The sequence below is a fragment of the Actinacidiphila guanduensis genome (assembly GCF_900103985.1).
In the GTDB taxonomy this organism is placed as follows: Bacteria; Actinomycetota; Actinomycetes; order Streptomycetales; family Streptomycetaceae; genus Actinacidiphila; species Actinacidiphila guanduensis.
Genome location: NZ_FNIE01000006.1, coordinates 357,976 through 380,604, shown reverse-complemented (window position 1 = coordinate 380,604; position 22,629 = coordinate 357,976). Strand labels below are relative to the sequence as shown.

Annotated in this window: 20 protein-coding genes and 1 pseudogene; 15 read left to right on the top strand and 6 right to left on the bottom strand. The window is 73.4% G+C overall.

All coding sequences use genetic code 11. The features are described from left to right. Positions 1-930 precede the first annotated feature (930 nt). From tilS to BLR33_RS15775, 13 genes and pseudogenes are all read left to right on the top strand, one after another. The gene (gene tilS, locus BLR33_RS15835; protein ID WP_093785087.1) at positions 931-2,052 is read left to right on the top strand and encodes a tRNA lysidine(34) synthetase TilS; all 1,122 of its coding nucleotides are present in this window, start codon (positions 931-933) and stop codon (positions 2,050-2,052) included. Between the two features lie 35 nt (positions 2,053-2,087). Further along, positions 2,088-2,627 (top strand): hypoxanthine phosphoribosyltransferase, encoded by a 540-nt coding sequence (hpt, locus tag BLR33_RS15830; RefSeq protein WP_093785215.1) that lies wholly within the window; start codon positions 2,088-2,090, stop codon positions 2,625-2,627. Between the two features lie 187 nt (positions 2,628-2,814). Then, positions 2,815-4,860: an ATP-dependent zinc metalloprotease FtsH gene (ftsH, locus tag BLR33_RS15825; RefSeq protein ID WP_093785086.1), complete on the top strand. Its 2,046-nt coding sequence runs from the start codon at positions 2,815-2,817 to the stop codon at positions 4,858-4,860. 136 nt (positions 4,861-4,996) lie between these two features. Continuing rightward, complete coding sequence (gene folE / locus BLR33_RS15820) at positions 4,997-5,608, top strand: GTP cyclohydrolase I FolE (protein WP_093785085.1); 612 nt, start codon at positions 4,997-4,999, stop codon at positions 5,606-5,608. A gap of 252 nt (positions 5,609-5,860) precedes the next feature. Beyond that, entirely contained in the window at positions 5,861-7,699 is a 1,839-nt protein-coding gene (locus BLR33_RS15815; RefSeq protein ID WP_093785214.1) for a phosphatidylglycerol lysyltransferase domain-containing protein, read from the top strand. A 16-nt stretch (positions 7,700-7,715) separates the two neighbouring features. Next, on the top strand, positions 7,716-8,699 hold the full coding sequence (folP, locus tag BLR33_RS15810; RefSeq protein ID WP_093785084.1) for a dihydropteroate synthase: 984 nt from the start codon (positions 7,716-7,718) through the stop codon (positions 8,697-8,699). Further along, positions 8,696-9,181 (top strand): annotated as a pseudogene (locus tag BLR33_RS15805) (nuclear transport factor 2 family protein); the annotation flags it as partial. The gene folP and the pseudogene BLR33_RS15805, both read left to right, overlap by 4 nt. Positions 9,182-9,354: 173 nt before the next feature. Beyond that, complete coding sequence (gene folB, locus BLR33_RS15800; protein ID WP_093785213.1) at positions 9,355-9,714, top strand: dihydroneopterin aldolase; 360 nt, start codon at positions 9,355-9,357, stop codon at positions 9,712-9,714. After that, a complete protein-coding gene (gene folK, locus BLR33_RS15795; protein WP_093785082.1) occupies positions 9,711-10,331 on the top strand; it encodes a 2-amino-4-hydroxy-6-hydroxymethyldihydropteridine diphosphokinase in 621 nt (206 codons plus the stop codon). The genes folB and folK overlap by 4 nt, the downstream gene beginning before the upstream one ends. Before the next feature lie 74 nt (positions 10,332-10,405). After that, positions 10,406-10,909: a DUF3180 domain-containing protein gene (locus BLR33_RS15790; RefSeq protein ID WP_093785081.1), complete on the top strand. Its 504-nt coding sequence runs from the start codon at positions 10,406-10,408 to the stop codon at positions 10,907-10,909. Positions 10,910-11,283: 374 nt separating this feature from the next. Continuing rightward, positions 11,284-11,817, top strand: coding sequence for a cupin domain-containing protein (locus BLR33_RS15785; RefSeq protein ID WP_245771426.1), 534 nt, complete (start codon positions 11,284-11,286; stop codon positions 11,815-11,817). After that, positions 11,814-12,251, top strand: a complete 438-nt coding sequence (locus BLR33_RS15780) for a rhodanese-like domain-containing protein (RefSeq protein WP_093785079.1) — start codon at positions 11,814-11,816, stop codon at positions 12,249-12,251. The genes BLR33_RS15785 and BLR33_RS15780 overlap by 4 nt, the downstream gene beginning before the upstream one ends. 213 nt (positions 12,252-12,464) lie before the next feature. Further along, positions 12,465-13,520, top strand: coding sequence for a hypothetical protein (locus tag BLR33_RS15775; protein WP_093785078.1), 1,056 nt, complete (start codon positions 12,465-12,467; stop codon positions 13,518-13,520). A gap of 266 nt (positions 13,521-13,786) precedes the next feature. Here the strand turns inward: BLR33_RS15775 and BLR33_RS15770 are convergent, their stop codons facing one another. From BLR33_RS15770 to BLR33_RS15750, 5 genes are all read right to left on the bottom strand, one after another. Next, on the bottom strand, positions 13,787-14,929 hold the full coding sequence (locus BLR33_RS15770) for an NADH-quinone oxidoreductase subunit D (protein ID WP_093785077.1): 1,143 nt from the start codon (positions 14,927-14,929) through the stop codon (positions 13,787-13,789). 148 nt (positions 14,930-15,077) lie between these two features. Continuing rightward, positions 15,078-15,998: an SAM-dependent methyltransferase gene (locus tag BLR33_RS15765; protein ID WP_407639684.1), complete on the bottom strand. Its 921-nt coding sequence runs from the start codon at positions 15,996-15,998 to the stop codon at positions 15,078-15,080. Between the two features lie 254 nt (positions 15,999-16,252). Then, positions 16,253-16,567, bottom strand: coding sequence for an SCO5918 family protein (locus tag BLR33_RS15760; protein ID WP_093785075.1), 315 nt, complete (start codon positions 16,565-16,567; stop codon positions 16,253-16,255). A gap of 71 nt (positions 16,568-16,638) precedes the next feature. Continuing rightward, on the bottom strand, positions 16,639-18,141 hold the full coding sequence (locus BLR33_RS15755) for a DEAD/DEAH box helicase (RefSeq protein ID WP_093785074.1): 1,503 nt from the start codon (positions 18,139-18,141) through the stop codon (positions 16,639-16,641). A 342-nt stretch (positions 18,142-18,483) separates the two neighbouring features. Then, the gene (locus tag BLR33_RS15750; RefSeq protein ID WP_033176054.1) at positions 18,484-18,687 is read right to left on the bottom strand and encodes a cold-shock protein; all 204 of its coding nucleotides are present in this window, start codon (positions 18,685-18,687) and stop codon (positions 18,484-18,486) included. A 1,092-nt stretch (positions 18,688-19,779) separates the two neighbouring features. Between BLR33_RS15750 and BLR33_RS15745 the strand changes: the two genes are divergently transcribed. Continuing rightward, a complete protein-coding gene (locus BLR33_RS15745; RefSeq protein WP_093785073.1) occupies positions 19,780-20,112 on the top strand; it encodes a MerR family transcriptional regulator in 333 nt (110 codons plus the stop codon). Between the two features lie 518 nt (positions 20,113-20,630). After that, positions 20,631-21,602, top strand: a complete 972-nt coding sequence (locus tag BLR33_RS15740; RefSeq protein WP_093785072.1) for a carbohydrate-binding protein — start codon at positions 20,631-20,633, stop codon at positions 21,600-21,602. A gap of 87 nt (positions 21,603-21,689) precedes the next feature. Here BLR33_RS15740 and BLR33_RS15735 read toward each other — a convergent pair whose 3' ends face one another. Beyond that, complete coding sequence (locus BLR33_RS15735) at positions 21,690-22,625, bottom strand: 1-phosphofructokinase family hexose kinase (RefSeq protein ID WP_093785071.1); 936 nt, start codon at positions 22,623-22,625, stop codon at positions 21,690-21,692. Positions 22,626-22,629 lie beyond the last annotated feature (4 nt).

The following is a 22,629-nucleotide window of genomic DNA, read 5'->3' as shown; positions in this document are numbered from 1 at the left end:
GAAGCTCTGGGGGAGCAAATGCGCGCCCAGCCGCCGACTGGCCTGTGGCCGGGGACGGTGGGGCGGGGGCAGACGGGTTGCCGAAAGGGGCGCGGGGAACTGCGCGCTCAGCCACCGTCCGGCCTGTGGCCGGGGACGGCGGGATCGGGGGCAGACGGGTTCCCGGAAGGGGCGCGGGGAACTGCGCGCTCAGCGACCGACTGGCCTGTGGCCGGGGACGGTGGGGCGGGGGCAGATGGGTTCCCGGAAGGGGCGCTGGGGGTACCCCCAGGCGAAGCTCTGGGGGAGGAACTGCGCGCCCAGCGACCGACCGGCCCGTGGCCGGGAACGGCGGGATCGGGGCAGATGGGCTGCCGGAAGGGGCGCGGGGAACTGCGCGCTCAGCAGGCCACCGGCCGGTGGTCCGGAGCGGACCGGGCTGCCCCCTTCGCCCGGTGGCGAAGCGCGTCACGGCTCCAATTGCGCGCGCAGTTCCTCCCCCAGAGCTCTGCCTGGGAGTTACCCCCAGCGCCCCCAGGTGATACGGAGGACCCTGAGCCCCCGCAGGCACCGCCCCGCGGGCCAGGCGGGGGAGCCCTCCGTGCCGGCCAGGCACCGTCCCCGCGGTGAGGTGGGGGAGCCCCGTGCCGGCCAGGCACCGCCCCGCGGGCCAGGCGGGGGAGCCCTCCGTGCCGGCCAGGCACCGCCCCGCGGGGGAGCCGGGGGAGCCCCCCGGCCGGCAGGCACCCCCCCACGGGGGTGGGTACCCCCGCAACCCGCGGAGCGACGTTCACCCGTCCGAGGGACCGTTGGCGTGGGCTGCCGCGTGCGATGCTCGGGATGTGCCCGGGTTTCTGTCACCATCTGAATACCCTGCGTCAATACGTGAACCCAGCGCGTGAACCGCAAAGCCGCGCGCAGCGCAACCCCGCCCCCTGGAGGGAACCGGACATGGGACCCCATCCCACGGTCGCAGCGATACGCCTGGCCGTCCGCCGCGTCCTGCACGACGTCCTCGCCGAAACCACGGCCCGAAGCACCGCCGACAGGACAGCCCGAAGCACCGCCGGAAGAACAGCCGGCGGCCCCGGGGCCGCCGACGACGACCCCCGCCCCCTCGTCCTCGCCGCCTGCAGCGGCGGCGCCGACTCCATGGCGCTCGCCGCCGCCCTCGCCTTCGAAGCGCCCCGCCTCGGCGTGCGGGCCGGCGCCGTCACCGTCGACCACGGCCTGCAGAGCGGCTCGGCCGGCCGCGCCCAGGAAGTGGCCGCGCGGCTGCGCGCGCTCGGCCTCGACCCGGTCGACACCGTCGGCGTGACCGTGGGAGCCCACTCTGCCACCGCCGCCCACGGCGTCGCGTACACCGGCGGCGCCGCCCGCCGGGTCGGCCCCGAGGCCGCCGCCCGCGACGCCCGCTACGCCGCGCTGGACGCCACCGCCGAGCGCCGCGGCGCCGCCGCCGTCCTGCTCGGCCACACCCGCGACGACCAGGCGGAGACCGTCCTCCTCGGCCTCGCCCGCGGCTCGGGCACCCGCTCGCTGTCCGGCATGGCCGCCGTCTCCGGCACCGGCGGCCGCTACCGCCGCCCGTTCCTGCTGCTGGACCGCGACACCGTGCGGCAGGGCTGCCTTGCCCAGGGCATCACCGTGTGGGAGGACCCGCACAACCACGACCCCGCCTACACCCGCTCCCGGGTGCGGCACGAGGCGCTGCCGGTGCTGGAGAAGTCCCTCGGCAAGGGCGTGGTCGAGGCCCTGGCCCGTACCGCCCAGCTCTCCCGGGACGACGCCGACGCGCTCGACCAGTGGGCCGCCGACGCCCAGGCCGACGCCGCCGGCGACGACGGCAGCCTGGAGGTGACCCGGCTGCGCACCCTCCCCGCGGCCGTCCGGCGCCGGGTGCTGCGCCGCGCCGCCGTCGCCGCCGGCTCCCCGCCCGGCTTCCTCTTCGCCCGGCACATCGAGGAGGTGGACCGCCTCGTGACCGACTGGCGCGGGCAGAAGGCGCTCAACCTGCCGGGCGGCGTCGCCGTTCTCAGGGCCAATGGCAGACTGTTCTTCTCGCCGTCGTAAAACCTGAGGATGTACCGCGCGTGAACGAGATCGACATGGGCGCCGACCTGGAGAAGGTGCTCCTCTCCAAGGCCGAGATCGACGCCAAGCTGGTGGAGCTGGCCGCGCAGATCGACCGCGACTACGCGGGCCGGGACCTGCTCATCGTCGGTGTCCTCAAGGGCGCGGTCATGGTCATGGCCGACCTGGCACGGGCGCTGTCCAGCAACGTGACGATGGACTGGATGGCGGTGTCCTCCTACGGCGCCGGCACCAAGTCCTCCGGGGTGGTCCGCATCCTCAAGGACCTGGACACCGACATCGCCGGCCGGCACGTGCTGATCGTCGAGGACATCATCGACTCCGGGCTGACCCTGTCCTGGCTGATCAGCAACCTCGGCTCGCGCGGCCCGGCCTCGCTGGAGGTCTGCACGCTGCTGCGCAAGCCCGAGGCGGCCAAGGTCCGGATCGATGTCAAATACACTGGCTTCGACATCCCCAACGAGTTCGTGGTCGGCTACGGCCTGGACTACGCCGAGAAGTACCGGAACCTGCCCTTCGTGGGCACCCTCGCGCCGCACGTGTACGGCGGCTGAGGGAACCACCGCCGGTTTCCCGCCGTTGGAGCAGGGGAAAGCGGGATTGTTAACGGTCGGCGGCAACCTCGGGGGACAATGCTGAGGTACCGTCCGAAGGTCGGGTCATACACCGGATGCACAGGTCGCACACCAGCGGCCGTGCCTCATTGCGGCAGGAGGGACGGGGCGAAACCGCCCCGCATGGATGGACGTGAAGCGCTATTTCCGTGGGCCGGTCATGTGGATCGTGCTGGCTGTCCTTGCCGTGGTCGTGTTGATGCAGGTCGTCGGTTCCGGCGGCGGGTACAAGACGGTCGACACCGGCCAGGTCCTCCACGCGATCGACACCAACCGCGCCAGTTCCGCCCAGCTGACCACCGGAGACGACAACTCCATCAAGGTCCAGCTGAAGGACGGCTTCAAGATCAAGGGCAGTGACAAGGTCCGCGCCAGCTACATCGGCGACCAGGGCGCGGCCATCGCGGCGAACCTGCAGCGGATCCAGAACGGCGACGTCAAGGGTGTCTCCCTGCCCGACGGCTACACCGTCTCGCCGTCGAAGCAGAACGCCTTCGTCGGCATCCTGCTGTCCCTGCTGCCCTTCGTACTGATCGTGGTGGTCTTCCTCTTCCTGATGAACCAGATGCAGGGCGGCGGCTCGCGCGTCATGCAGTTCGGGAAGTCCAAGGCCAAGCTGATCACCAAGGACACCCCCAAGACCACCTTCGCGGACGTCGCCGGGTGCGACGAGGCCGTGGAGGAGCTGCAGGAGATCAAGGAGTTCCTGCAGGAGCCGGCGAAGTTCCAGGCCGTCGGCGCCAAGATCCCCAAGGGCGTGCTGCTCTACGGCCGCCCCGGCACCGGCAAGACCCTGCTCGCCAGGGCCGTGGCCGGCGAGGCGGGCGTGCCGTTCTACTCGATCTCCGGTTCGGACTTCGTGGAGATGTTCGTCGGTGTCGGCGCCTCCCGGGTGCGCGACCTGTTCGAGCAGGCCAAGGCGAACGCCCCCGCGATCGTCTTCGTGGACGAGATCGACGCCGTCGGCCGGCACCGCGGCGCGGGCCTGGGCGGCGGCCACGACGAGCGCGAGCAGACCCTCAACCAGCTGCTGGTCGAGATGGACGGCTTCGACGTCAAGGGCGGTGTGATCCTCATCGCCGCCACGAACCGGCCCGACATCCTCGACCCGGCGCTGCTGCGCCCGGGCCGCTTCGACCGGCAGATCGCGGTCGACCCGCCGGACCTGCAGGGCCGGCTGGAGATCCTGACCGTGCACCAGAAGGGCAAGCCGATCGCGCCGGACGTCGACCTGATGGCCGTCGCCCGCCGCACCCCCGGCTTCACCGGTGCCGACCTGAGCAACGTGCTCAACGAGGCGGCGCTGCTCACCGCCCGCAGCGACAAGAAGGTCATCGACAACAGCGTGCTGGACGAGGCCATCGACCGTGTCGTGGCCGGCCCCCAGAAGCGCACCCGCATCATGTCGGACAAGGAGAAGAAGACCACCGCATACCACGAGGGCGGCCATGCCCTGGTCGCGGCGGCCTCGCCGAACTCCGACCCGGTGCACAAGATCACCATCCTGTCCCGCGGCCGGGCGCTCGGCTACACCATGGTGCTGCCCGACGAGGACAAGTACTCCACCTCGCGCAACGAGATGCTCGACCAGCTCGCCTACATGATGGGCGGCCGGGCGGCCGAGGAACTGGTCTTCCACGACCCGACCACCGGCGCCTCGGACGACATCGAGAAGGCCACCACCACGGCCCGCGCGATGGTCACCAAGTACGGCATGACCGAGCGGCTGGGCGCGATCAAGTTCGGCTCCGACAACTCCGAGCCGTTCCTCGGCCGTGAGATGGGCCACCAGCGCGACTACTCGGAAGAGGTCGCCGGGCTGGTGGACGAAGAGGTCAAGAAGCTGATCGAGACCGCGCACAACGAGGCATGGGAGATCCTGGTCGAGAACCGGGACGTCCTGGACAACCTCGTGCTGGCGCTGCTGGAGAAGGAGACGCTGAACAAGGAGGAGATCGCCGAGATCTTCGCCCCGGTCGTCAAGCGGCCGCCGCGTCCGGCCTGGACCGGTTCGGCCCGCCGCACCCCCTCCACCCGCCCGCCGGTGCTCTCGCCGAAGGAGCTGGCGCTGACCAACGGCGCCCAGCAGGCGATCAACGGCTCCGGCGGCCCGGTCTCCACCACCAAGCCGGTCGAGCCGGTGGACCTGCCGGAGGACCGCCCGGAGAGCTGAGGCGACCGCCCGGCCCCGCCGTCAGGGGGGGCGCCGGGCAGCCGCCGGGTGAGGAAGAACACGGAATGTGTGCCGCGGCCCCAGGGTTCTCGCCTTGGGGCCGCGGCCGCGCTCCGGACAGGAAACGAGGTGCTCCATGGTTGATCCCGTGACGCTGGACGGCGACGGCAAGCCGATCGGTGAGTTCGACGAGAAGCGCGCCGAGGCCGCGATCCGCGAGCTGCTCTACGCGGTGGGCGAGGACCCCGAGCGCGAGGGGCTGCGGGAGACCCCGGCCCGGGTCGCGCGCGCCTACCGGGAGATATTCGCCGGGCTGTGGCAGCAGCCGGAGGACGTGCTGACCACCACCTTCGACATCGGCCACGACGAGATGGTGCTGGTGAAGGACATCGAGGTGATGTCCTCCTGCGAGCACCACCTGGTGCCCTTCGTCGGTGTCGCGCACATCGGCTACATCCCGGCCACCAGCGGCAAGATCACCGGCCTGTCCAAGCTGGCCCGGCTGGTCGACGTCTACGCCCGCCGCCCGCAGGTGCAGGAGCGGCTGACCACGCAGATCGCCGACGCGCTGATGCGCATCCTGGAGCCGCGCGGGGTGATCGTCGTGGTGGAGTGCGAGCACATGTGCATGACGATGCGCGGGGTGCGCAAGCCCGGCGCCAAGACCCTCACCTCGGCCGTGCGCGGCCAGCTGCGCGACCCGGCCACCCGCTCCGAGGCGATGAGCCTGATCATCGGCCGCGGCTGAGCCGGGCCGGCAACCTGAGCCGGCGCCCCTGTCGTACGATGCCCCGCAATGTCCCGCGACGGGCCTGCGGGCCCCCGATCGGTGTAGCTTCCCTGTCGGTCCACAGTCGGTCTACAGTCGGGCCGCATCGCGCCGAAACAGGGGGAACCGGAAGCCACCGGTTGCCGTCCTAGGGGGCGCGAATCGTCGGAACCGGAGCGCGTCGCGGGGGAGAGCCCTGCCGGCTGCCGGTCAGCTCGGGGTTTGGTGTCGATGGCAGCACAGGAAGAGGGGCGGCGCCGCTGGGTGCCGCAGGCGTCCGCCGTACCGAGGATCATCGGCAGCGCCGCGGCGGTGATCGGCCTGCTCGACGTGGTCTCGGCGGTCTTCCCCGCCTTCCGCAACGGCCGAATGCACCACATGGCCGCCGTCTTCCCCGGCACCGTCAGCTCGCTGGCCGCCGCCACCTCCGTCGTCACCGGCATCCTGGTGCTGATGCTCGCCCACGGCCTCAAGCGCGGCAAGCAACGCGCCTGGTGGGCCACCGTGGTGCTGATGCCGGTGGGCGCGGCCACCCAGCTGATCTACCGGCACTCCACCTTCGGGGTCGCGGTCTCGCTGGGGCTGATGGCGCTGCTGATCGTGCACCGCGGGGAGTTCACCGCCCTGTCCGACCCGCGCACCCGCTGGCGGGCGCTGGCCAACCTGGTGGGCCTGAGCGCCTTCGCCTTCGCCCTCGGCCTGGTCATCACCAGCGCCCACCCGGCCTCCGAGCGCGGCAACCCCGGCTTCGGCGACCGCTGCCGCCACGTGCTCTACGGCCTGTTCGGCTTCGGCGGCCCGGTCCACTACACCAGCGACCGGGTGGACGACGTGGTGAGCTTCTCGCTCGGCGGCCTCGGCCTGCTCATCGTCTGCTCCACCGTCTACCTGGCGCTGCGCCCGGCCCGCCCGGTCGCCGAACTCGGCGAGGCCGACGAGGAGCGGCTGCGCTGCCTGCTGGCCCGGCACGGCGCCCGCGACTCCCTCGGCCACTTCGCGCTGCGCCGGGACAAGTCGGTGGTCTTCTCGCCCAGCGGCAAGGCCGCGATCTGCTACCGGGTGGTCTCCGGGGTGGCGCTGGCCGGCGGCGACCCGATCGGGGACGTGGAGGCCTGGCCGGGCGCCATCGAGTCCTTCATGGAGCTGGCCCGCGCCCACGCCTGGCTGCCGGCCGTGGTGGGGTGCAGCGAGACCGGCGGCCAGGTGTGGACCCGGGAGACCGGTCTGGACGCCCTGGAGCTCGGCGACGAGGCCGTGGTGGACGCCGGCGCCTTCAGCCTGGACGGGCGGGCGATGCGCAACGTGCGGCAGATGGTCAAGCGGATCGAGCGCTCCGGCTACACCTGCCGGGTGCGGCGGGTGCGCGAGCTGACCGAGGACGAGAAGGAGCAGGTGCGGCTGGCCGCCGACGCCTGGCGCGGCACCGACACCGAGCGCGGCTTCTCCATGGCGCTGGGCCGCTTCGGTGAGGCGGCCGACGGCGACTGCGTCGTGGTCACCGCCCACAAGGAGCGCGAGAGCGGCGCCGCGCACCCGGAGCTGGGCGACCTGCGGGCGGTGCTGCACTTCGTGCCCTGGGGGCCGGACGGGATGTCGCTGGAGCTGATGCGGCGCGACCGCGCGGCCGACCCGGGGCTCAACGAGCTGCTGATCGTGGCCGCGCTGCGGCAGGCGCCCGAGCTGGGCATCCAGCGGGTGTCGCTGAACTTCGCGATGTTCCGCTCGGCGCTGGCCCGCGGCGAGCGGATCGGCGCCGGGCCGGTGCTGCGCGGCTGGCGCGGGCTGCTGGTCTTCCTCTCCCGCTGGTTCCAGATCGAGTCGCTGTACAAGTTCAACGCGAAGTTCCAGCCCGAGTGGGTGCCGCGCTTCCTGGTCTTCCCCAACTCCCGCGACCTGCCCAGGATCGGCTTCGCCATCATGCAGGCCGAGGGCTTCGTCACCCTGTCGCTGCCGCTGCCGGCCGCGCTCCAGCGGTTCCTGCCGCGCCGGGCCGGCCGCCCGCCGCACCGGCACAACCCCGGCTACGCCTCGCCCAGCGGGACGGGCGCCCGCCAGAAGGCCGCCGCCTGACCCGTACGCTGGGCGCATGAGTACGTCACAGGGCCGCCCCCCGGGCCGGCCGCAGGGCAGGAGCGGACCTGCCGGGCTGCCGCGGTGGGACCGGTGCGCCGTGATGGGCGTGGTGAACGTCACCCCCGACTCCTTCTCCGACGGCGGGCAGTGGTTCGACCCGGAGCTGGCCGTCAAGCACGGCCTGGACCTGGTCGCCCAGGGCGCGGACCTCGTCGACGTCGGCGGGGAGTCCACCCGGCCCGGTGCCGCCCGGGTGGACGCGGCCGAGGAGCTGCGCCGGGTGGTGCCGGTGGTGCGCGAGCTGGCCGCCGCCGGTGTGCTGGTGAGCGTGGACACGATGCGGGCCGCCGTCGCCGAGCAGGCCGTCGCGGCCGGCGCCCGCCTGGTCAACGACGTCAGCGGGGGCCAGGCCGACCCGGCGATGGTGCCGGTGGTCGCGGCCGCCGGGGTGCCCTTCGTGGTGATGCACTGGCGCGGCCAGAGCATCGACATGAACAACCGCGCGGTCTACACCGACGTGCTCGCCGAGGTCGTCGCCGAGCTGCGCGCGAGCCTGGACCGGGCGGTGGCCGGCGGGATCGCGCCCGAGAGGATCGTCGCCGACCCGGGCCTGGGCTTCGCCAAGAACGCCGACCACGACCTGGCGCTCCTGGCCCATCTGCGGGACCTGGCCGCCCTGGGGGCCCCGCTGCTGGTGGCCGCCTCCCGCAAGCGGTTCCTGGGCCGGGTGCTGGCCGACGCGACCGGCGCGGTGCCGCCGGCCCGCGAGCGCGACGCGGCCACGGCCGCGGTGACCGCGATCGCAGCCCGCGAGGGCGCCTGGGCGGTGCGGGTGCACGAGGTGCGGGCGAGCGCGGACGCGGTCCGGGTGGCCCACGCCATCCAGCAGGCCGCGGATCAGGCCGCGGAACCGGGAACAGAAGCGGCCGCGGATCAGGCATCCGGGCAAGCCGGGAAGGCAACCGGGCAGGGGCCCGCGGGCGGGGTGTCCGCGTGACGGCCCAGACGGCGGAGTCGCGCGCGGTCGAGCGCGCCAACCAGGCCTTCTACGACGCCATCGAGACCTCCGACCTGGACGGCCTGGAGGCGGTGGTGCTCACCGGGCCGCTCGCGGAGTCGGTGACCACCGTGCACCCGGGCTGGCCGGTGCTGCGCGGCCGCCGCGAGGTCATGCGCTCCTACGCGCTGATCATGGCGAACACCGAGTACATCCAGTTCTTCCTCACCGACGTCGAGATCGCCGTGGACGGCGACACCGCGCTGGTCACCTGCACCGAGAACATCCTCACCGGCGGCCCCGCCGAGGAGGACGGCTCCGCGGGCGCCCTGGTGGGCGGCCTGGTGGTGGCCACCAACGTCTTCCGCCGCACCACCGAGGGCTGGCGGCTGTGGGCGCACCACGGCTCGCCGGTGCTCGCCGACGACTCCGACGAGGAGGACGGCGACGGCGGCGACGACGGTGACGGCGGCGGTGGTGGCGGCGGGGGCGGCGGCGGCGGGGGCGGCGCCGGGCTGCTGGACGGGGACGGACCGGCCGGTCCGCCGGCCGCGGTCGGCGACGAGACGGAGGAGTGAGCGCCATGCGCGGCGGCACCGAGAACGGCACCGGGAAGGCCGCGGAGAACGGCACCGGGAACGGCACGGCCCGCACGCTGGACCGCATCGGCCTGCGCGGACTGTCGGTCCGCGGCCGCCACGGCGTGCTCGCCCACGAGCGCGAGGGCGGCCAGGTCTTCGTGGTGGACCTCGTGCTGGGCCTGGACACCGCCCCCGCGGCCGCCGCCGACGACGTGACGCTGACCGTGCACTACGGTGTGCTGGCCGAGCAGGTCGCCGCCGTCGTCGCCGGCGAGCCGGTGGACCTGATCGAGACGCTGGCCCAGCGGATCGCCGACACGTGCCTGGGCCACGAACGGGTACAGGAGGTGGAGGTGACCGTGCACAAGCCGCAGGCACCGATCACCGTCCCGTTCGACGACGTGACCGTGACCATCACCCGGAGGCGCCCGTGAGCGCGCGCGAACCCGAGACCCCCTACGGCGCCGCCGACCCCGTGGTGCAGCCCGTGCCGGCCGCGGTGACGGCCCAGGTGGACGCCGCCGACAGCACCCTGCAGAACCCGAGGACCGCCGTGATCGCCCTCGGCGGCAACCTGGGCAACCGCCTGGAGACCCTCCAGGGGGCCGTGGACGCCCTGGAGGACACCCCAGGGGTCCGGGTGAAGGCGGTCTCCCCGGTGTACGAGACGGAACCGTGGGGCGTGCCCGCGGGCAGCCAGCCCGCCTACTTCAACGCGGTGGTGCTGGTGCGCACCACGCTGCCGCCGTCCGCGCTGCTGGAGCGGGCCCAGGCGATCGAGGAGGCGTTCTTCCGGGTGCGCACCGAGCGCTGGGGCCCGCGCACCATCGACGTGGACATCGTCAGCTACGACACGGCCGTCTCCGACGACCCCGAGCTGACCCTGCCGCACCCGCGGGCGCACGAGCGCGCCTTCGTCCTCGTACCGTGGTACGACGTCGACCCCGCGGCCGCGGTGCCCGGGCGCGGGCCGGTCGCCGAACTTCTGGCCGTCGTGGGCCGCGAGGGGGTGCGGCGGCGGGAGGACGTGGAACTCCGGCTGCCGGAGTAATCGTTGGGACCTTGGCCGGCGCAGTGCGGGCAAAGGGCGGCGAACCAGTCGGAACGTGTGGAGGCGGACACCCGGTGAGGACCCTGCGGATCAGGCAGCTGGCCGGAATCTTCGTGGTCGCGGGCGTGCTGTCGTGGGCCGCGGCGCGACTGTGGGACACCTTCGGCACCCTGCCCGGCGTGCCCGTCGCCGCCCCGATCGTGCTCGCCCTGATCGCGGTGGCGCTGTTCGCCACGGCCCTGTCCATCCGGTCCCGGCTGCGCGCCCAGCGCGAGCGGCGCCCCGGCGCCAAGGGCGTGGACCCGCTGGCGGCCGCGCGCGCGGTCGTCTTCGGCCAGGCGAGCGCGCTGGTGGCCTCGCTCGTCGTGGGCATCTACGGCGGGGACGGGGTCTACCTGGTGATGTACAAGCTGGACATGGACCCGCGCCGGCAGCAGGCGATCTACGCGGGCCTGGCGGTGCTGGCGGGCGTCGCCGTGGTGGCCGCGGCGATCTTCCTGGAGCGGGTCTGCAAGCTGCCCGAGGACGACGACCGGCCCACCGGCGCCTCCGGTTCGCACCTGCACCGCACCCGCTGACCACCCTGCTGACCGCCCCGCTGGTCACCCTGTCGGCCGCCTCGTTGCCGCCCCGCTGACCCCGGCGGACCCTCCGGTGACCGCCGGCTCGCCCCGGCACAGGTCACCCACCTGCGCGCTTGACCGGCGGCCGCCGCTCGTGGTTCAGTCCGTCCTGTGGTGAGGGTCAAGCGCTTGCATCTGCACCGGAGGGTCCACCTGGACCTCGTCCGGTACGCGAGCTGCGTGTGTACCGCCGCGCGTCGCTGCCCCGTCTGACACGTCTTCCCGACCGATCACGACGGATGGCCGCACGCGCTCCCGGTCCGACACTCACCTCGCGTCCGCCCTCCGTGCACCGGCCCGGCGGCGCACTCATCCAGGGTGGTCACCCCTTGTCTGCCGCATCCCGTACCCCGCACACCCAGAACCCGGCCTCCGCGCCCACCGCCGCCGAACTGCTCGACTTCGCCCGCTCGGTGGCCGCCGACGCCGCCCGCGTCGCCGCCCTGCCGCTGGACGCCGAAGGGCGCACCTGGCAGCGTCTCGAAGGCCCCGGCGGGGCCGAGGCGTGGCTGATCGGCTGGCCGCCCGGCGCCGAGACCGGCTGGCACGACCACGGCGGCTCCTACGGCGTCTTCGTCACCGCCGCCGGCGAACTCACCGAGGACTCCCTGGCGGTGCCGCTGCCCTCCGAGGGCTGGCGCTCGCTGGAGCTGGCCGAGGACCTCGACCGCCGCCGGGTGCTGCCCGAGGGCAAGGGCCGTGCCTTCGGCCGCAACCACCTGCACCAGGTGGTCAACGCCTCGCCGGCCACCCACGCCGTCTCCGTGCACGCCTACTACCCGCCGCTGCCGCTGATCCGCCGCTACAGCCGCAAGGGCAGCACTCTGCGGCTGGAGTACGTCGAGCGGCCCGAGGAGTGGTGACGCCGGGCCGGCCGGTCTCCATAGACGAGCACCTGGCCGCCGTACGCACCCGATTGGACCGGCTGGAGCCCGAACAGGCCGCCGCGGCCGTGCGCGAGGGCGCCCTGCTGGTCGACATCCGCTACGCCGCGCTGCGGGAGCGCGACGGCACCGTGCCGGGCGCGGTGGTCGTCGAGCGCAACGAACTGGAGTGGCGGCTGGACCCCTCGGGCAGCCACCGGATCGCCGGGGCGACCTCGCACGACCGGCACGTGGTGCTCTTCTGCAACGAGGGGTACGCCTCCTCGCTCGCGGCCGTCTCCCTGCACGAGTTGGGGCTGCACCGGGCCACCGACCTGGTCGGCGGTTTCCAGGCATGGCGGGCAGCCGGCCTGCCGGTGACGCCGCCGGACGGGCAACCGAGCCTGCCCGAACCGCCGTTGGCCCACGGCTGAGCCCGGAAGGCGACGGCGCCGGGGCCACGCCGGGACCAGGGGTCCGCGCCGGTCCGCGGGCGGGTGGCGGGATTCCGCCCCGGCGGGCGGGGGTGCGTTCTCGGCCACGCCCCTGCCCCGGCCGGACGGCCGCCCGCAAGTCGGCCGCCAAATACCACGAAAGTTGGGCCCCCGGCGCCCCACGCGGGCCCGGCGCGCGCTAGATTTCTGGCCATGCCCCGTGGACGCCACCGCCATTCCCAGCCGTTGCACCGTCTGCTGCCGCCGCTGACCGTCGGCGGCACCGCGGTCGTACTCGCCGCCGCGTCGCTGTTCTCCGGTGATACGGCCCTGCTGCGGGTGCTCGCGGCCGCCACGGCGCTGACCGCGGTGGCCGGCGCCGCCCTCGCCCGCACCTGGGACCGCTCCGCGGGCCGCGAGGTGGCCGAACTGACCGCGCTGCGCGCCCGCGACGAGTGGCGCACCGACGAGCGGATCGCGGAGCTGGAGACCGACCTGGAGGAGTCCAGGGAGGTGCGCGGACGGCTGGAGAAGAAGCTCCGCGCCCGGCGTACCGAACTGGGCCGGCTGCGCACCGAGCACGCCGACCTGCTGCGCCGCTACGCCACCGCCGAGGCCGAGCGGGCCCGGGCGCTGGAGGCCCGCCGCAAGGTGCAGCGCGAGGGCGCGGCGGGCACCGCGCCCGCGCTCGGCACGGGCACGGCGCCGCTGGGCCCGGCCGCCTTCCTCAAGGCCGACGACGCCCTGCGCAACCTCGCCCGCAGCGCCGCCACCCAGCAGGCGCGGCGCACGGTGGCCGACGCCCGGCGCCGCGAGGCCGCGGCCGCCGAGGAGCCGCAGGGCAGGCACGCCTCCGGGGCGGCGCCCGCGCTGCCGGTGCGCGAGCACCGCACCGAGCCGGCCTCGGCGGTCCTCCCCTACGCCCAGCAGCCCTCGCGGGGCGCGGGCGCCGCACACCGCACGGTCGGCGGCTTCGACTTCTTCGGCACCCAGAAGGCCGCCGCCGGGCCGCACCGGCACGAGGAGGAGCAGGCGCCCGCGGAGGGAACTGCCGGTACGGAGGACGCGCGCGAGCACGGCGATGAGCAGGAGGCCGTCGTGGAGCGCGCATCCGCCGCGCAGGAGCAGGAGCCGGCCGAGCAGAGCGGCGCCGGATCCGCCGAGCAGGGCGCCGAGGAGCACGGGCAGGCCGACGCCGAGGTCATCGACCTCACCGCGCACGACGAGACCGAGCAGCTGGACATGTCGGAGCTGCGCGCCCAGGCGTGAACCCGCGGCCGGCCGGCGGCGGGGGCCGTTCGCGGCCGCTGCGCGGCTGGGCCGGAACGGCGTGAGCTTCGGCCGCTGCTGCGGTGACCGGGACCGGCCGCTGCCTGGCCGCTGACCGGCTCCGACCTGTCGGCTACTGGGCTGCTGTGTGGCCGCTGCTCGGCTTGCTTCCGGGCTGCCGCTTGGCGGCTGCCCGGCTGCTGAGGAGCTGCTTCCGGGCTCCTGCTCGGCCGCTACGTGCCTGCTCCTTGGCTGCTATTTGGCTGCTACTTGTCGATGTCCCCGACCACGAAGAACATCGAGCCCAGGATCGCCACCATGTCGGCCACCAGCGTGCCCGGCAGCAGTACCGTCAGCGCCTGGATGTTGTTGAAGGACGCCGAGCGCAGCTTCAGCCGGTACGGGGTCTTCTCGCCCTTGGAGACCAGGTAGTAGCCGTTGAGGCCCAGCGGGTTCTCCGTCCAGGCGTAGGTGTGGCCCTCGGGGGCCTTGAGCACCTTCGGCAGCCGCTGGTTGATCGGCCCGGGCGGCAGGTCGGCGAGCCGGTCCAGGCAGGCGTCGGCGAGGTCGAGCGCGTTGGTCGTCTGCTCCAGCAGCACCTCGAACCGGGCCAGGCAGTCGCCTTCGGTGCGGGTGGCGACCTTCAGGGTGCCGGCGAGGTCGGCGTAGCCGAGGTACGGCTCGTCGCGGCGCAGGTCGAAGTCGACGCCCGAGGCGCGGGCGATCGGGCCGCTCACCCCGAAGGCGTGCACGTCGGCGGCGCTGAGGACGCCGACGCCGCGGGTGCGGCCGCGGAAGATCTCGTTGCCGAGCACCAGGTCGTCGAAGCGGCCCATGCGGGAGCGGACGGCGGCGACCGCGGCCCGGGCCCGGCCGGTCCAGCCCGCGGGCAGGTCCTCCTTCAGGCCGCCGACACGGTTGAACATGTAGTGCATGCGCCCGCCGGAGACCTCCTCCATCACGTGCTGCAGCTCTTCGCGCTCGGTGAAGGCGTAGAAGATGGGGGTGATGCCGCCGAGCTCCAGGGGATAGGACCCCAGGAACATCAGGTGGTTGAGCACCCGGTTGAGTTCGGCGAGCAGGGTGCGGGTCCACACCGCGCGCTCGGGCACCTCCATGCCGAGCATCCGCTCGACGGCGAGCACGACACCGAGTTCGTTGGAGAAGGCGGAGAGCCAGTCGTGGCGGTTGGCGAGCATCACGATCTGGCGGTAGTCGCGGGCCTCGAAGAGCTTCTCCGCGCCGCGGTGCATGTAGCCGATGATCGGCTCGGCGGACCTGATCCGCTCGCCGTCCAGCACGAGCCGCAGCCGCAGCACGCCGTGTGTCGAGGGGTGCTGCGGCCCGATGTTCAGCACCATGTCGGTGCCTTCGGCCGCGCCGCCGATCCCGACCGTCGTCTCCGTCATGGCCCCATCTTCTCAGGACCGACGGGGGCCCGTGGTCCAGGGCGGCGACCGTCGTGGGCCGTCACTCGGCGGTGGGTGAGGCGGGGGAGCGGAGGGCTTCAGGACCATGCGGGCCTCCGGGGCCCAGGGCTGCGGGCGTCGCGGGGCGTCACTCGGTGGTCGGCGGAGCCGGGGCTGCGGACTGCGGGTCGATCGCTGTGGTGAGCCACAGGAAGTCGCCCAGGCCGCCGCGGGCGGTGAGTTCGGCGGCCTCGCCGGCCGCGGCGAGCGCCCGTACGTAGCCGGCGGGGTCCTGCCCGGCCAGGGCGAGGGGCGGCCGGGTACCGCTGACCCCGAGGGCGCGCAGGGCCTCGCGCTGGGTGGTGAGGGTGCCGCCGCGGATGCCGGCGACGGCGTCCATGGCGACGTGCGCGGTCACGTCCCTGCTGCCGTCCGGGATCGGGGCGACCTGGCGGCCCTTCCGGTAGCCGGTGAGGGTGCCCCAGCGGGGGCGGCCGGTGCGGGTGTGCCCGTAGTCGGCGGCGACGGCGAGCCCTGCGGCCATCCCGTCCACCGCCCGCGCCCAGGCTGCGTCCCGGCTGCGCCCGATCTCGGCCCGCCAGGCGAAGGGGCCGTCCGCGGGCGGTACGAGCAGCTCCCCGGGGGACTCGGGTACGCGATCGGGTACGCCGTTCGGGCTGCCCGGTTCGCCGTCGTCGGGGTGCGGCCACCAGCGGGCGAGCCAGGCGCTGTCGTCGGGTTCCAGGGGCTCGCCGAGGCGTTCCTCGCCGGTCTCGGGATCGACCTCGACGTAGCGGGGGGTGCCGTGGGGGTCGGGGGCGGCCACGTCCAGGGGTACGTTGTCCAGCCATTCGTTCGCGAAGAGCAGGCCGCGGGCCCCGCGGGGCGGTTCGGCGCTCCACGTGACGCGGTCGTCCAGCCCCTCGGGCCGGGGCGCCACGTCCACGGCGTGCACCCGCACCCGTGCGGCGACCTCCGGCGGCAACGCCGCCACCACGGCAGTCCCCAGTTCCCCGCCGCCGGCCCCCATGTCCACGAAGTCCAGTGCCTCGGGCCGCCCCAGCCTCACATCGACCTCTTCGAGCAACCTCGCCACACCCGCCGCGAACACGGCCCCCACATGCACGGACGTCCTGAAATGCGCTCCCGCCCGCTCCCCCCGCCCGAAGAACCCGCGCCCCCCGTAGAGCCCCGCCCGCATCCCCACCCGCCACCGTACGAACACCCCTCCATCTTCCCCCACCCGCTCCGGCGGCACCGAAGCCGGCCGCGTGCGCGGGCATCACCCGGCGGGCCCGCGCCTTCGGCAGGTGGGTCGGGGTGTCACACGGGTGCCGGGGTTCCCAGCAGGGCTGCCGCGGCCTGGAGTCCGGTCAGGGCCGGGGCAGGTGCCGGGACGAGGCCGGGGGCGGGGCGGCAGGTGAAGCCGAGGCGGCGCATCGCGCGGGTGACCTCGCCGGCGGAGAAGTCGCGGCGGTCCTGCCGGGTGAGCTTTTCGCCGACCTGCTTGACCGGGTAGGTGCGGCGGCCGATGATCACCGATTCACCGGTCACGGGTTCGGGCGCGATGCCCTTCATCGATGCGAGCACTTCGCTCTTGATGAGGTCGAAGGAGAAACGGGCGATGACACAGCGCATGACGCCTCACAGGTTGACGTGGAGCCTTTGACCGCGGGGGGTGGGCGAGTCCGGTGGGCGCCGGCCGCCCCTCAGGCGATGGTGCCGAATGCCTTCCGGCCGGAGGCCGGGGGCGCCGTGCGGGGCGTGACAGTGGCGCGCCGGGTCCGGGCGGTGCCGCTTCGCCGGGCACGTGACGTGGACGGCCGGCGCTGGGGGCGTTCGGTGACCGGTGCGGCAATGGTGACCGGGATGCCCGTCGGGGTCCGGGCCCCGGTGATGCGGCTCAATTCGGCTTCCCCTGAGCGCACCTGGGTGGTGAGCGGGGTGATGCCGGCGTCGGCCATCAGCCGGGTCATGGGGCGCCGCTGGTCGGGCGTCACGAGGGTGACGACGCTGCCGGACTCGCCGGCGCGGGCGGTGCGGCCGCCGCGGTGGAGGTAGTCCTTGTGGTCGCTGGGCGGGTCGACATTGACGACCAGGTCGAGGTGGTCGATGTGGATGCCGCGTGCGGCGACGTTCGTGGCCACCAGCACGGTGACGTGCCCGGTCTTGAACTGCGCCAGGGTGCGGGTGCGCTGCGGCTGGGACATTCCGCCGTGCAGTGCCGCGGCGCGCACCCCGCTGTTCAGGAGGTCCCTGGTCAGGCGGTCCACCGCGTGCTTGGTGTCCAGGAACATGAGGACGCTGTCCTCGCGTGCGCCGATCTCGAGGGTGGCGGTGTGCTTGTCGGCGGCGTGGACGTGCAGCACGTGGTGCTCCATCGTGGTGACCGCTCCGGCCGAGGGATCGACGGAGTGGACCACCGGGTCGTCGAGGTAGCGGCGCACCAGCAGGTCGACATTGCGGTCCAGGGTCGCGGAGAACAGCATGCGCTGGCCGCCGAGGCGCACCTGGTCGAGCAGTTCGGTGACCTGGGGCATGAAGCCCATGTCGGCCATCTGGTCGGCCTCGTCCAGCACGGTGATCCCCACCTGGTCCAGGCGGCAGTCGCCGCGCTGGATCAGGTCCTTCAGACGTCCCGGGGTCGCGATGACGACCTCCACGCCGCTGTTCAGGGCGCGGGCCTGCCGGCCGATCGACACTCCGCCGACCACGGCGGCCATCCGGAGCTTGAGCGGCCGAGCGTAGGGGGCGAGCGCGTCGGCGACCTGCTGGGCCAGTTCCCGCGTGGGCACCAGGACCAGAGCCAGCGGCTGCCGGGGCTCGGCGCGCCGGCCGGTGGTGCGGGCCAGCAGCGCCAGGCCGAAGGCCAGAGTCTTGCCCGAGCCGGTGCGGCCCCGGCCCAGGACGTCCCGGCCGGCCAGCGTGTTGGGGAGGGTCGCCGCCTGGATCGGGAACGGGACGGCCATGCCTTCGGCGCGGAGGGCGGCCAGCAGTGGGGCGGGCATGTCGAGAGCGCCGAACGTCTCGACCGGGGAGAGCGCCGGCGTGCGGGTCACCGGCAGCGCGAACTCCCCTTGCGGCGCCGGGCGGCGGCCATGGCTGCCGGAGCCCCGGGGGCGGGAGGACCGGGGGGAACGGCCGCCCCACGAGGAGCCGGTGGAGCCACCGGTGCGGGAGTGGCGGTCGTTCCTGCGCGTGGTGCGATTCATGCGGGACCTTCCTCGATGCGGCACGTATCGAGGAATTCCGGGCAGCGGTGATCCGCAGGGGGAATCGCACGTACGAACCGAAGAACAAACGAAAGGGGGAAGAGTGGAACTTCCCATGGCTGCCGGAGCAGCGGCGGGAGCCGTCGAAAAGTTCTCAAAGCCCGGACGGAAGACCGGGGCGGCTCTTGTTTCTCTGTGATGCGCCGGGCGCTGTGCCACCCGGACCTGAGTTCCCCGCCGTCCCCGTGAAGCCGTTGCCGTGCACGGGGGGCGGTGAAGCACAAAAGCTGGGGCCCGCACCCTCAGGTGCGGGCCCCAGCTTTTGTGGAACGTGCGTCGCCGTCAGGCGGGAACGATGTTCTCCGCCTGCGGGCCCTTCTGGCCCTGGGTGACGTCGAAGTTCACCTTCTGGCCCTCCTGCAGCTCGCGGAAGCCGGAGGCGGCGATGTTCGAGTAGTGGGCGAACACGTCAGCGCCGCCACCGTCCTGCTCGATGAAGCCGAAGCCCTTTTCCGCGTTGAACCACTTCACGGTGCCGGATGCCATGTCATATCTCCTTCGGGGCGGTGCCCTGTGCCCGCACTGTGCGAGCCCAGTGTCGCCGTGATGATTGCCCCGTCCGGAGTGAACCGGAAAACAAAGTGACCCTGCCGGACCGAAAATCCGGTGAGGACACTTGAAGCCTTGGGAACCACTACTGCAACTGGTCATCAGGCTAGCACAGGGCGGGCCGCAATGCCGCGAACGGAGGTGATTTCGTGGCGCACCCCCCGGAATTACGTCCTCGCGAGGCACGATTTCTCATACCGCCGCACCAGGTATTCGCACCGGCGCAGGGGCGGAGTGTGCCCGTCCCGATGAGGGTTTCCCCGGGGAACCGCGTGCGCAAAGGGGGATCGCGTCAGTGGAGGCCGGGAGCGCGATCCCGCCCGGCCCCCGCCGCGCCCGGGCCGGGTGCCTCCGTCACCCTCGGGTGGCGCAACCCCGGCTGCGGCGCCCCGGCCTGTCCCTGCCGCCCGGCTCGCGCGCCCTGCCGCTGTGTCCCCTGCGCCGGCAGGGCTGCTCGGTTACCTCGCCGCCGGACACCAGAAAATCTGTGATCGCCAGAGTAGACATTGGGTGGGGAGGGGGCTAAGGTATCTCTCGTAGTCGAGATCAGAAGGGCCCGGCAGAGACGAACTGCCGGGCAGCAGTACCCGCAAGTGCAGGACGGTGCGGTGGTGGAGTTCCGAAGCCAGAGCGGTTGCCTGACGGCGACGGGGCTGACGACCGCACCGGGTGGCCCGCAGTGCTCAGGGGCCGCCGTGAGCAGTGACGCAGTTCAGTGAGTGCAGTTCGCAGTACCAGTAGTCGCAGTACCGATTGGTGAGTTCATCCAGAGGAAGGAACGGAGGAGCCGAACGCCATCAGGATCGCCCGGGTGGAACGTCGTGAGCCCGGGTACCGCAGGACATCGTTAGTGAGGTGGTCTCCGGTCGAGCAACCGCGATCCCCGTATCTGCCGTCACCCCCCCTGCGGCAGTGCGGACACAGTAGGCCGGTCCGGTACGAGGACCGGTAGATGGTGTGGTAGTTCCTTCGGGGCCCTGGCGCAGGACAGCGCCAGGGCCCCTCGAGCGTGTTCGACAGAGAGGCAAGATGACAGCAGACGATTCGTTCAACCGGCTCGATGACGACGACTACCCCGCCTACACCATGGGCCGGGCCGCCGAGATACTCGGCACCACCCAGGGCTTCCTGCGCGCCATCGGCGAAGCCCGCCTGATCACCCCGCTGCGCTCCGCGGGCGGACACCGCCGGTACTCCCGCTACCAGCTGCGCATCGCCGCCCGCGCCCGGGAACTCGTCGACCAGGGCACCCCGATCGAGGCCGCCTGCCGCATCGTCATCCTCGAGGACCAACTGGAAGAAGCCCAGCGCCTCAACGCCGAATACCGCCGCGCCGCCGCCCAACCCAAACAAGACACCTGACCGCCCGCGCCAACGGGCAAGGCCCGACACGGTGCAGATACGCGGGGACGGTTCGCGGTGACACCTCAGGGGCGCTGGGGTACCTCCCAGGTGAAGCTCTGGGGGAGGAACTGCGCGCCCAGCCATCCACCGGCGGAGGGTCCGGGCGGGACAGGCGCCGCCCCTTCGGGCCGGCGGGCGCAGCCCGACGTGGTGCAGATACGTGGGGACGGTTCGCGGTAACACCTCAGGGGCGCTGGGGGTACCTCCCAGGCGAAGCTCTGGGGGAGGAACTGCGCGCTCAGCCATCCTCCGGCGGAAGGTCCGGGCGGGACCGTGCCGCCCCTTTCGGCCGGTGGCGAAGCGCGACAGGGTCGCAAAGGGAAGCGCGGCTCCCCGGCGCCCGGGGCGCGGGCGGCCTCGCGGAAGGGCGGACGGTACCCCGTCACACCCCGAGTCCCAGGGAACCGCAGAGCACGGAGTTGTCATCTTCGCCCGGTAGGGTGCGGGAAGCACAGTGGCGAGGGAGTGGACGAAGGATGACTGCCGGAAACGACGGCACCCCGGAGAACGACGACCCGTTCGCGTATCTCTACCGGTCGGAGAACGGTGAGCAGCCGGACCCCGCCGCGGGGCAGCCGGGCGTGCCCCGGACCTCGTACCACCAGGTGCAGCGGGTCGGAGAGCGCCGCAGCCCCCAGGGCGGCCAGCAGGGCGGGTACGGCTACCCGCCGCCCCAGCAGGGCCAGCAAGGCCAGCAGGGCGGTTACGGGTACCCGCCGCCCCAGCAGGCACCGCCGCAGAGCGGCTACGGCTACCCGCAGCAACAGCAGCAGCCCCCGCTGCCGCCCCAGCAGCCCGGCGGCGGCCGCCGCGCCGCCCAAGGCGGCCCCCAGAACCGCAAGGGCCTGCTGATCGGCGCCGTCGCGGTCGTGGCCGTCGTCGCGATCGCCATCGCCTTCGCGATGACGAACAGCTCCGGTGACAGCGGCGACAAGGCCGACGGCAAGGCGACCGCCTCGGCGAGCCAGCCGGCGAGCACGGCCCCCTCGCAGGAGCCCTCCGCGACCCCGACGAACTTCGACTCGCCGAAGACGGACGCCGCCACGCTCAACCTGGCCGGCGGCGCCCAGCCGAGCACCGAGCACCCGGGGGCGAACGCCGCCGGCGGCACGTACGTGGACCACATGGCCACCCAGGGCGCGACCGTGACGTGGACGGTCACCGTGCCCAAGGCGGACCAGTACACGTTCTTCATCAGCTACGGCAACGCGGGCCCGGACGCCACCTTGACCCTCGCGGTCAACGGCAAGCCCCGCACCGACCCGGTCAACATGAAGAACTGGGGCAACGCCACCGACTGGGCGAAGGCCTGGAACATGACCACCTTCTCCTGGGTGGACCTGAAGAAGGGCGCCAACACCCTCTCGCTGAGCTGCACCCCGGCGAACCAGAACTGCGGGGTCAACCTGGACCAGTTCTGGCTCAAGGAGGGCCAGGTCAACAAGTAGCGGGCCCCGGGACACGGCGATGATCGGCGCACGGCCGTCCCGTAGCGGTGAGCCTCGGCCCGCGCGATGCCCGCGGCGGCAACCCCCTCAGCCCGCGGCAGCGACCCGCACCTTCGGCAGCAGCTTCGCGTACGCCCCCCGGTCGTACTCGCCCGCCGCCGGCGCCAGCACTGTCGCCGCCGACAGGGCCACCGCGCGGGCCAGCCGGTCCGGCCACGGCAGCCGCTCGGCGTGCCCGGCGAGCAGCGCGGCCACCGCGGAGTCGCCGGCCCCGGTCGGGTTCCCCGGCAGCGGCTCGGGCGGCAGCGCCTGCCACGTGCCCTCCTCGCCCACCGCGAGCATCCCCTCGGGCCCGAGCGAGGCCGCGACCGCGCGGGCGCCCCGCCGGCGGGCGTCGTGGGCGGCCTTCGCGGGCTCGGCGAAGCCGGTGAGCCCGGTCAGCTCGGCGGAATTCGGCTTGATCAGGTCCGGCCGCGCGGCCAGTCCCCGGCGCAGCGGCTCCCCGCCGGTGTCGAGCAGGACGTACACCCCGGCCGCGCGCGCCTGCCGCACCAGCCCCGCGTACGTGCCGACCGGCAGCCCCGGCGGCAGGCTGCCGCACAGTGCCACGGCCCGCACCCCGTCGGCCGCCAGCAGAGCCCGGTAGCGGTCGAGGAAGGCGCTCCACTCGGCGGGCCGCACCGCGGGCCCCGGCTCGTTGAACATCGTGGTGTCGCCGGTGTCCTCGGCGACGACGGCGACGGTACGGCGGGTGGCCCCGTCGATCGGCACCAGCGCGTCGGTGAGCAGGTCGGCGTGCGGCACGGCGGCCAGCGCCCGCCGCAGCTCCTGGCCGGTCGCACCGCCCGCGAAGCCGGTGACGGTCGTGCGGTGCCCGAGCGCGGCCAGCACGCGGGCGACGTTGACGCCCTTGCCGCCGGGCCGCTCGGCGACGTCGAGCACCCGGTGGGTGGTGTGCGGCACGAGCGAGGGGACCCGGTAGGTCACGTCCAGCGCGGTGTTCAGCGTGACGGTGATGATCACCTGA

Coding starts and splice junctions, on each gene's coding strand:
- tilS (WP_093785087.1), top strand. CDS start 931: ATGGGACCCCATCCCACGGTCGCAGCGATACGCCTGGCCGTCCGCCGC.
- hpt (WP_093785215.1), top strand. CDS start 2,088: ATGGGCGCCGACCTGGAGAAGGTGCTCCTCTCCAAGGCCGAGATCGAC.
- ftsH (WP_093785086.1), top strand. CDS start 2,815: ATGGACGTGAAGCGCTATTTCCGTGGGCCGGTCATGTGGATCGTGCTG.
- folE (WP_093785085.1), top strand. CDS start 4,997: ATGGTTGATCCCGTGACGCTGGACGGCGACGGCAAGCCGATCGGTGAG.
- BLR33_RS15815 (WP_093785214.1), top strand. CDS start 5,861: ATGGCAGCACAGGAAGAGGGGCGGCGCCGCTGGGTGCCGCAGGCGTCC.
- folP (WP_093785084.1), top strand. CDS start 7,716: ATGAGTACGTCACAGGGCCGCCCCCCGGGCCGGCCGCAGGGCAGGAGC.
- BLR33_RS15775 (WP_093785078.1), top strand. CDS start 12,465: ATGCCCCGTGGACGCCACCGCCATTCCCAGCCGTTGCACCGTCTGCTG.
- BLR33_RS15770 (WP_093785077.1), bottom strand. CDS start 14,929: ATGACGGAGACGACGGTCGGGATCGGCGGCGCGGCCGAAGGCACCGAC.
- BLR33_RS15760 (WP_093785075.1), bottom strand. CDS start 16,567: ATGCGCTGTGTCATCGCCCGTTTCTCCTTCGACCTCATCAAGAGCGAA.
- BLR33_RS15755 (WP_093785074.1), bottom strand. CDS start 18,141: ATGAATCGCACCACGCGCAGGAACGACCGCCACTCCCGCACCGGTGGC.
- BLR33_RS15750 (WP_033176054.1), bottom strand. CDS start 18,687: ATGGCATCCGGCACCGTGAAGTGGTTCAACGCGGAAAAGGGCTTCGGC.
- BLR33_RS15745 (WP_093785073.1), top strand. CDS start 19,780: ATGACAGCAGACGATTCGTTCAACCGGCTCGATGACGACGACTACCCC.
- BLR33_RS15740 (WP_093785072.1), top strand. CDS start 20,631: ATGACTGCCGGAAACGACGGCACCCCGGAGAACGACGACCCGTTCGCG.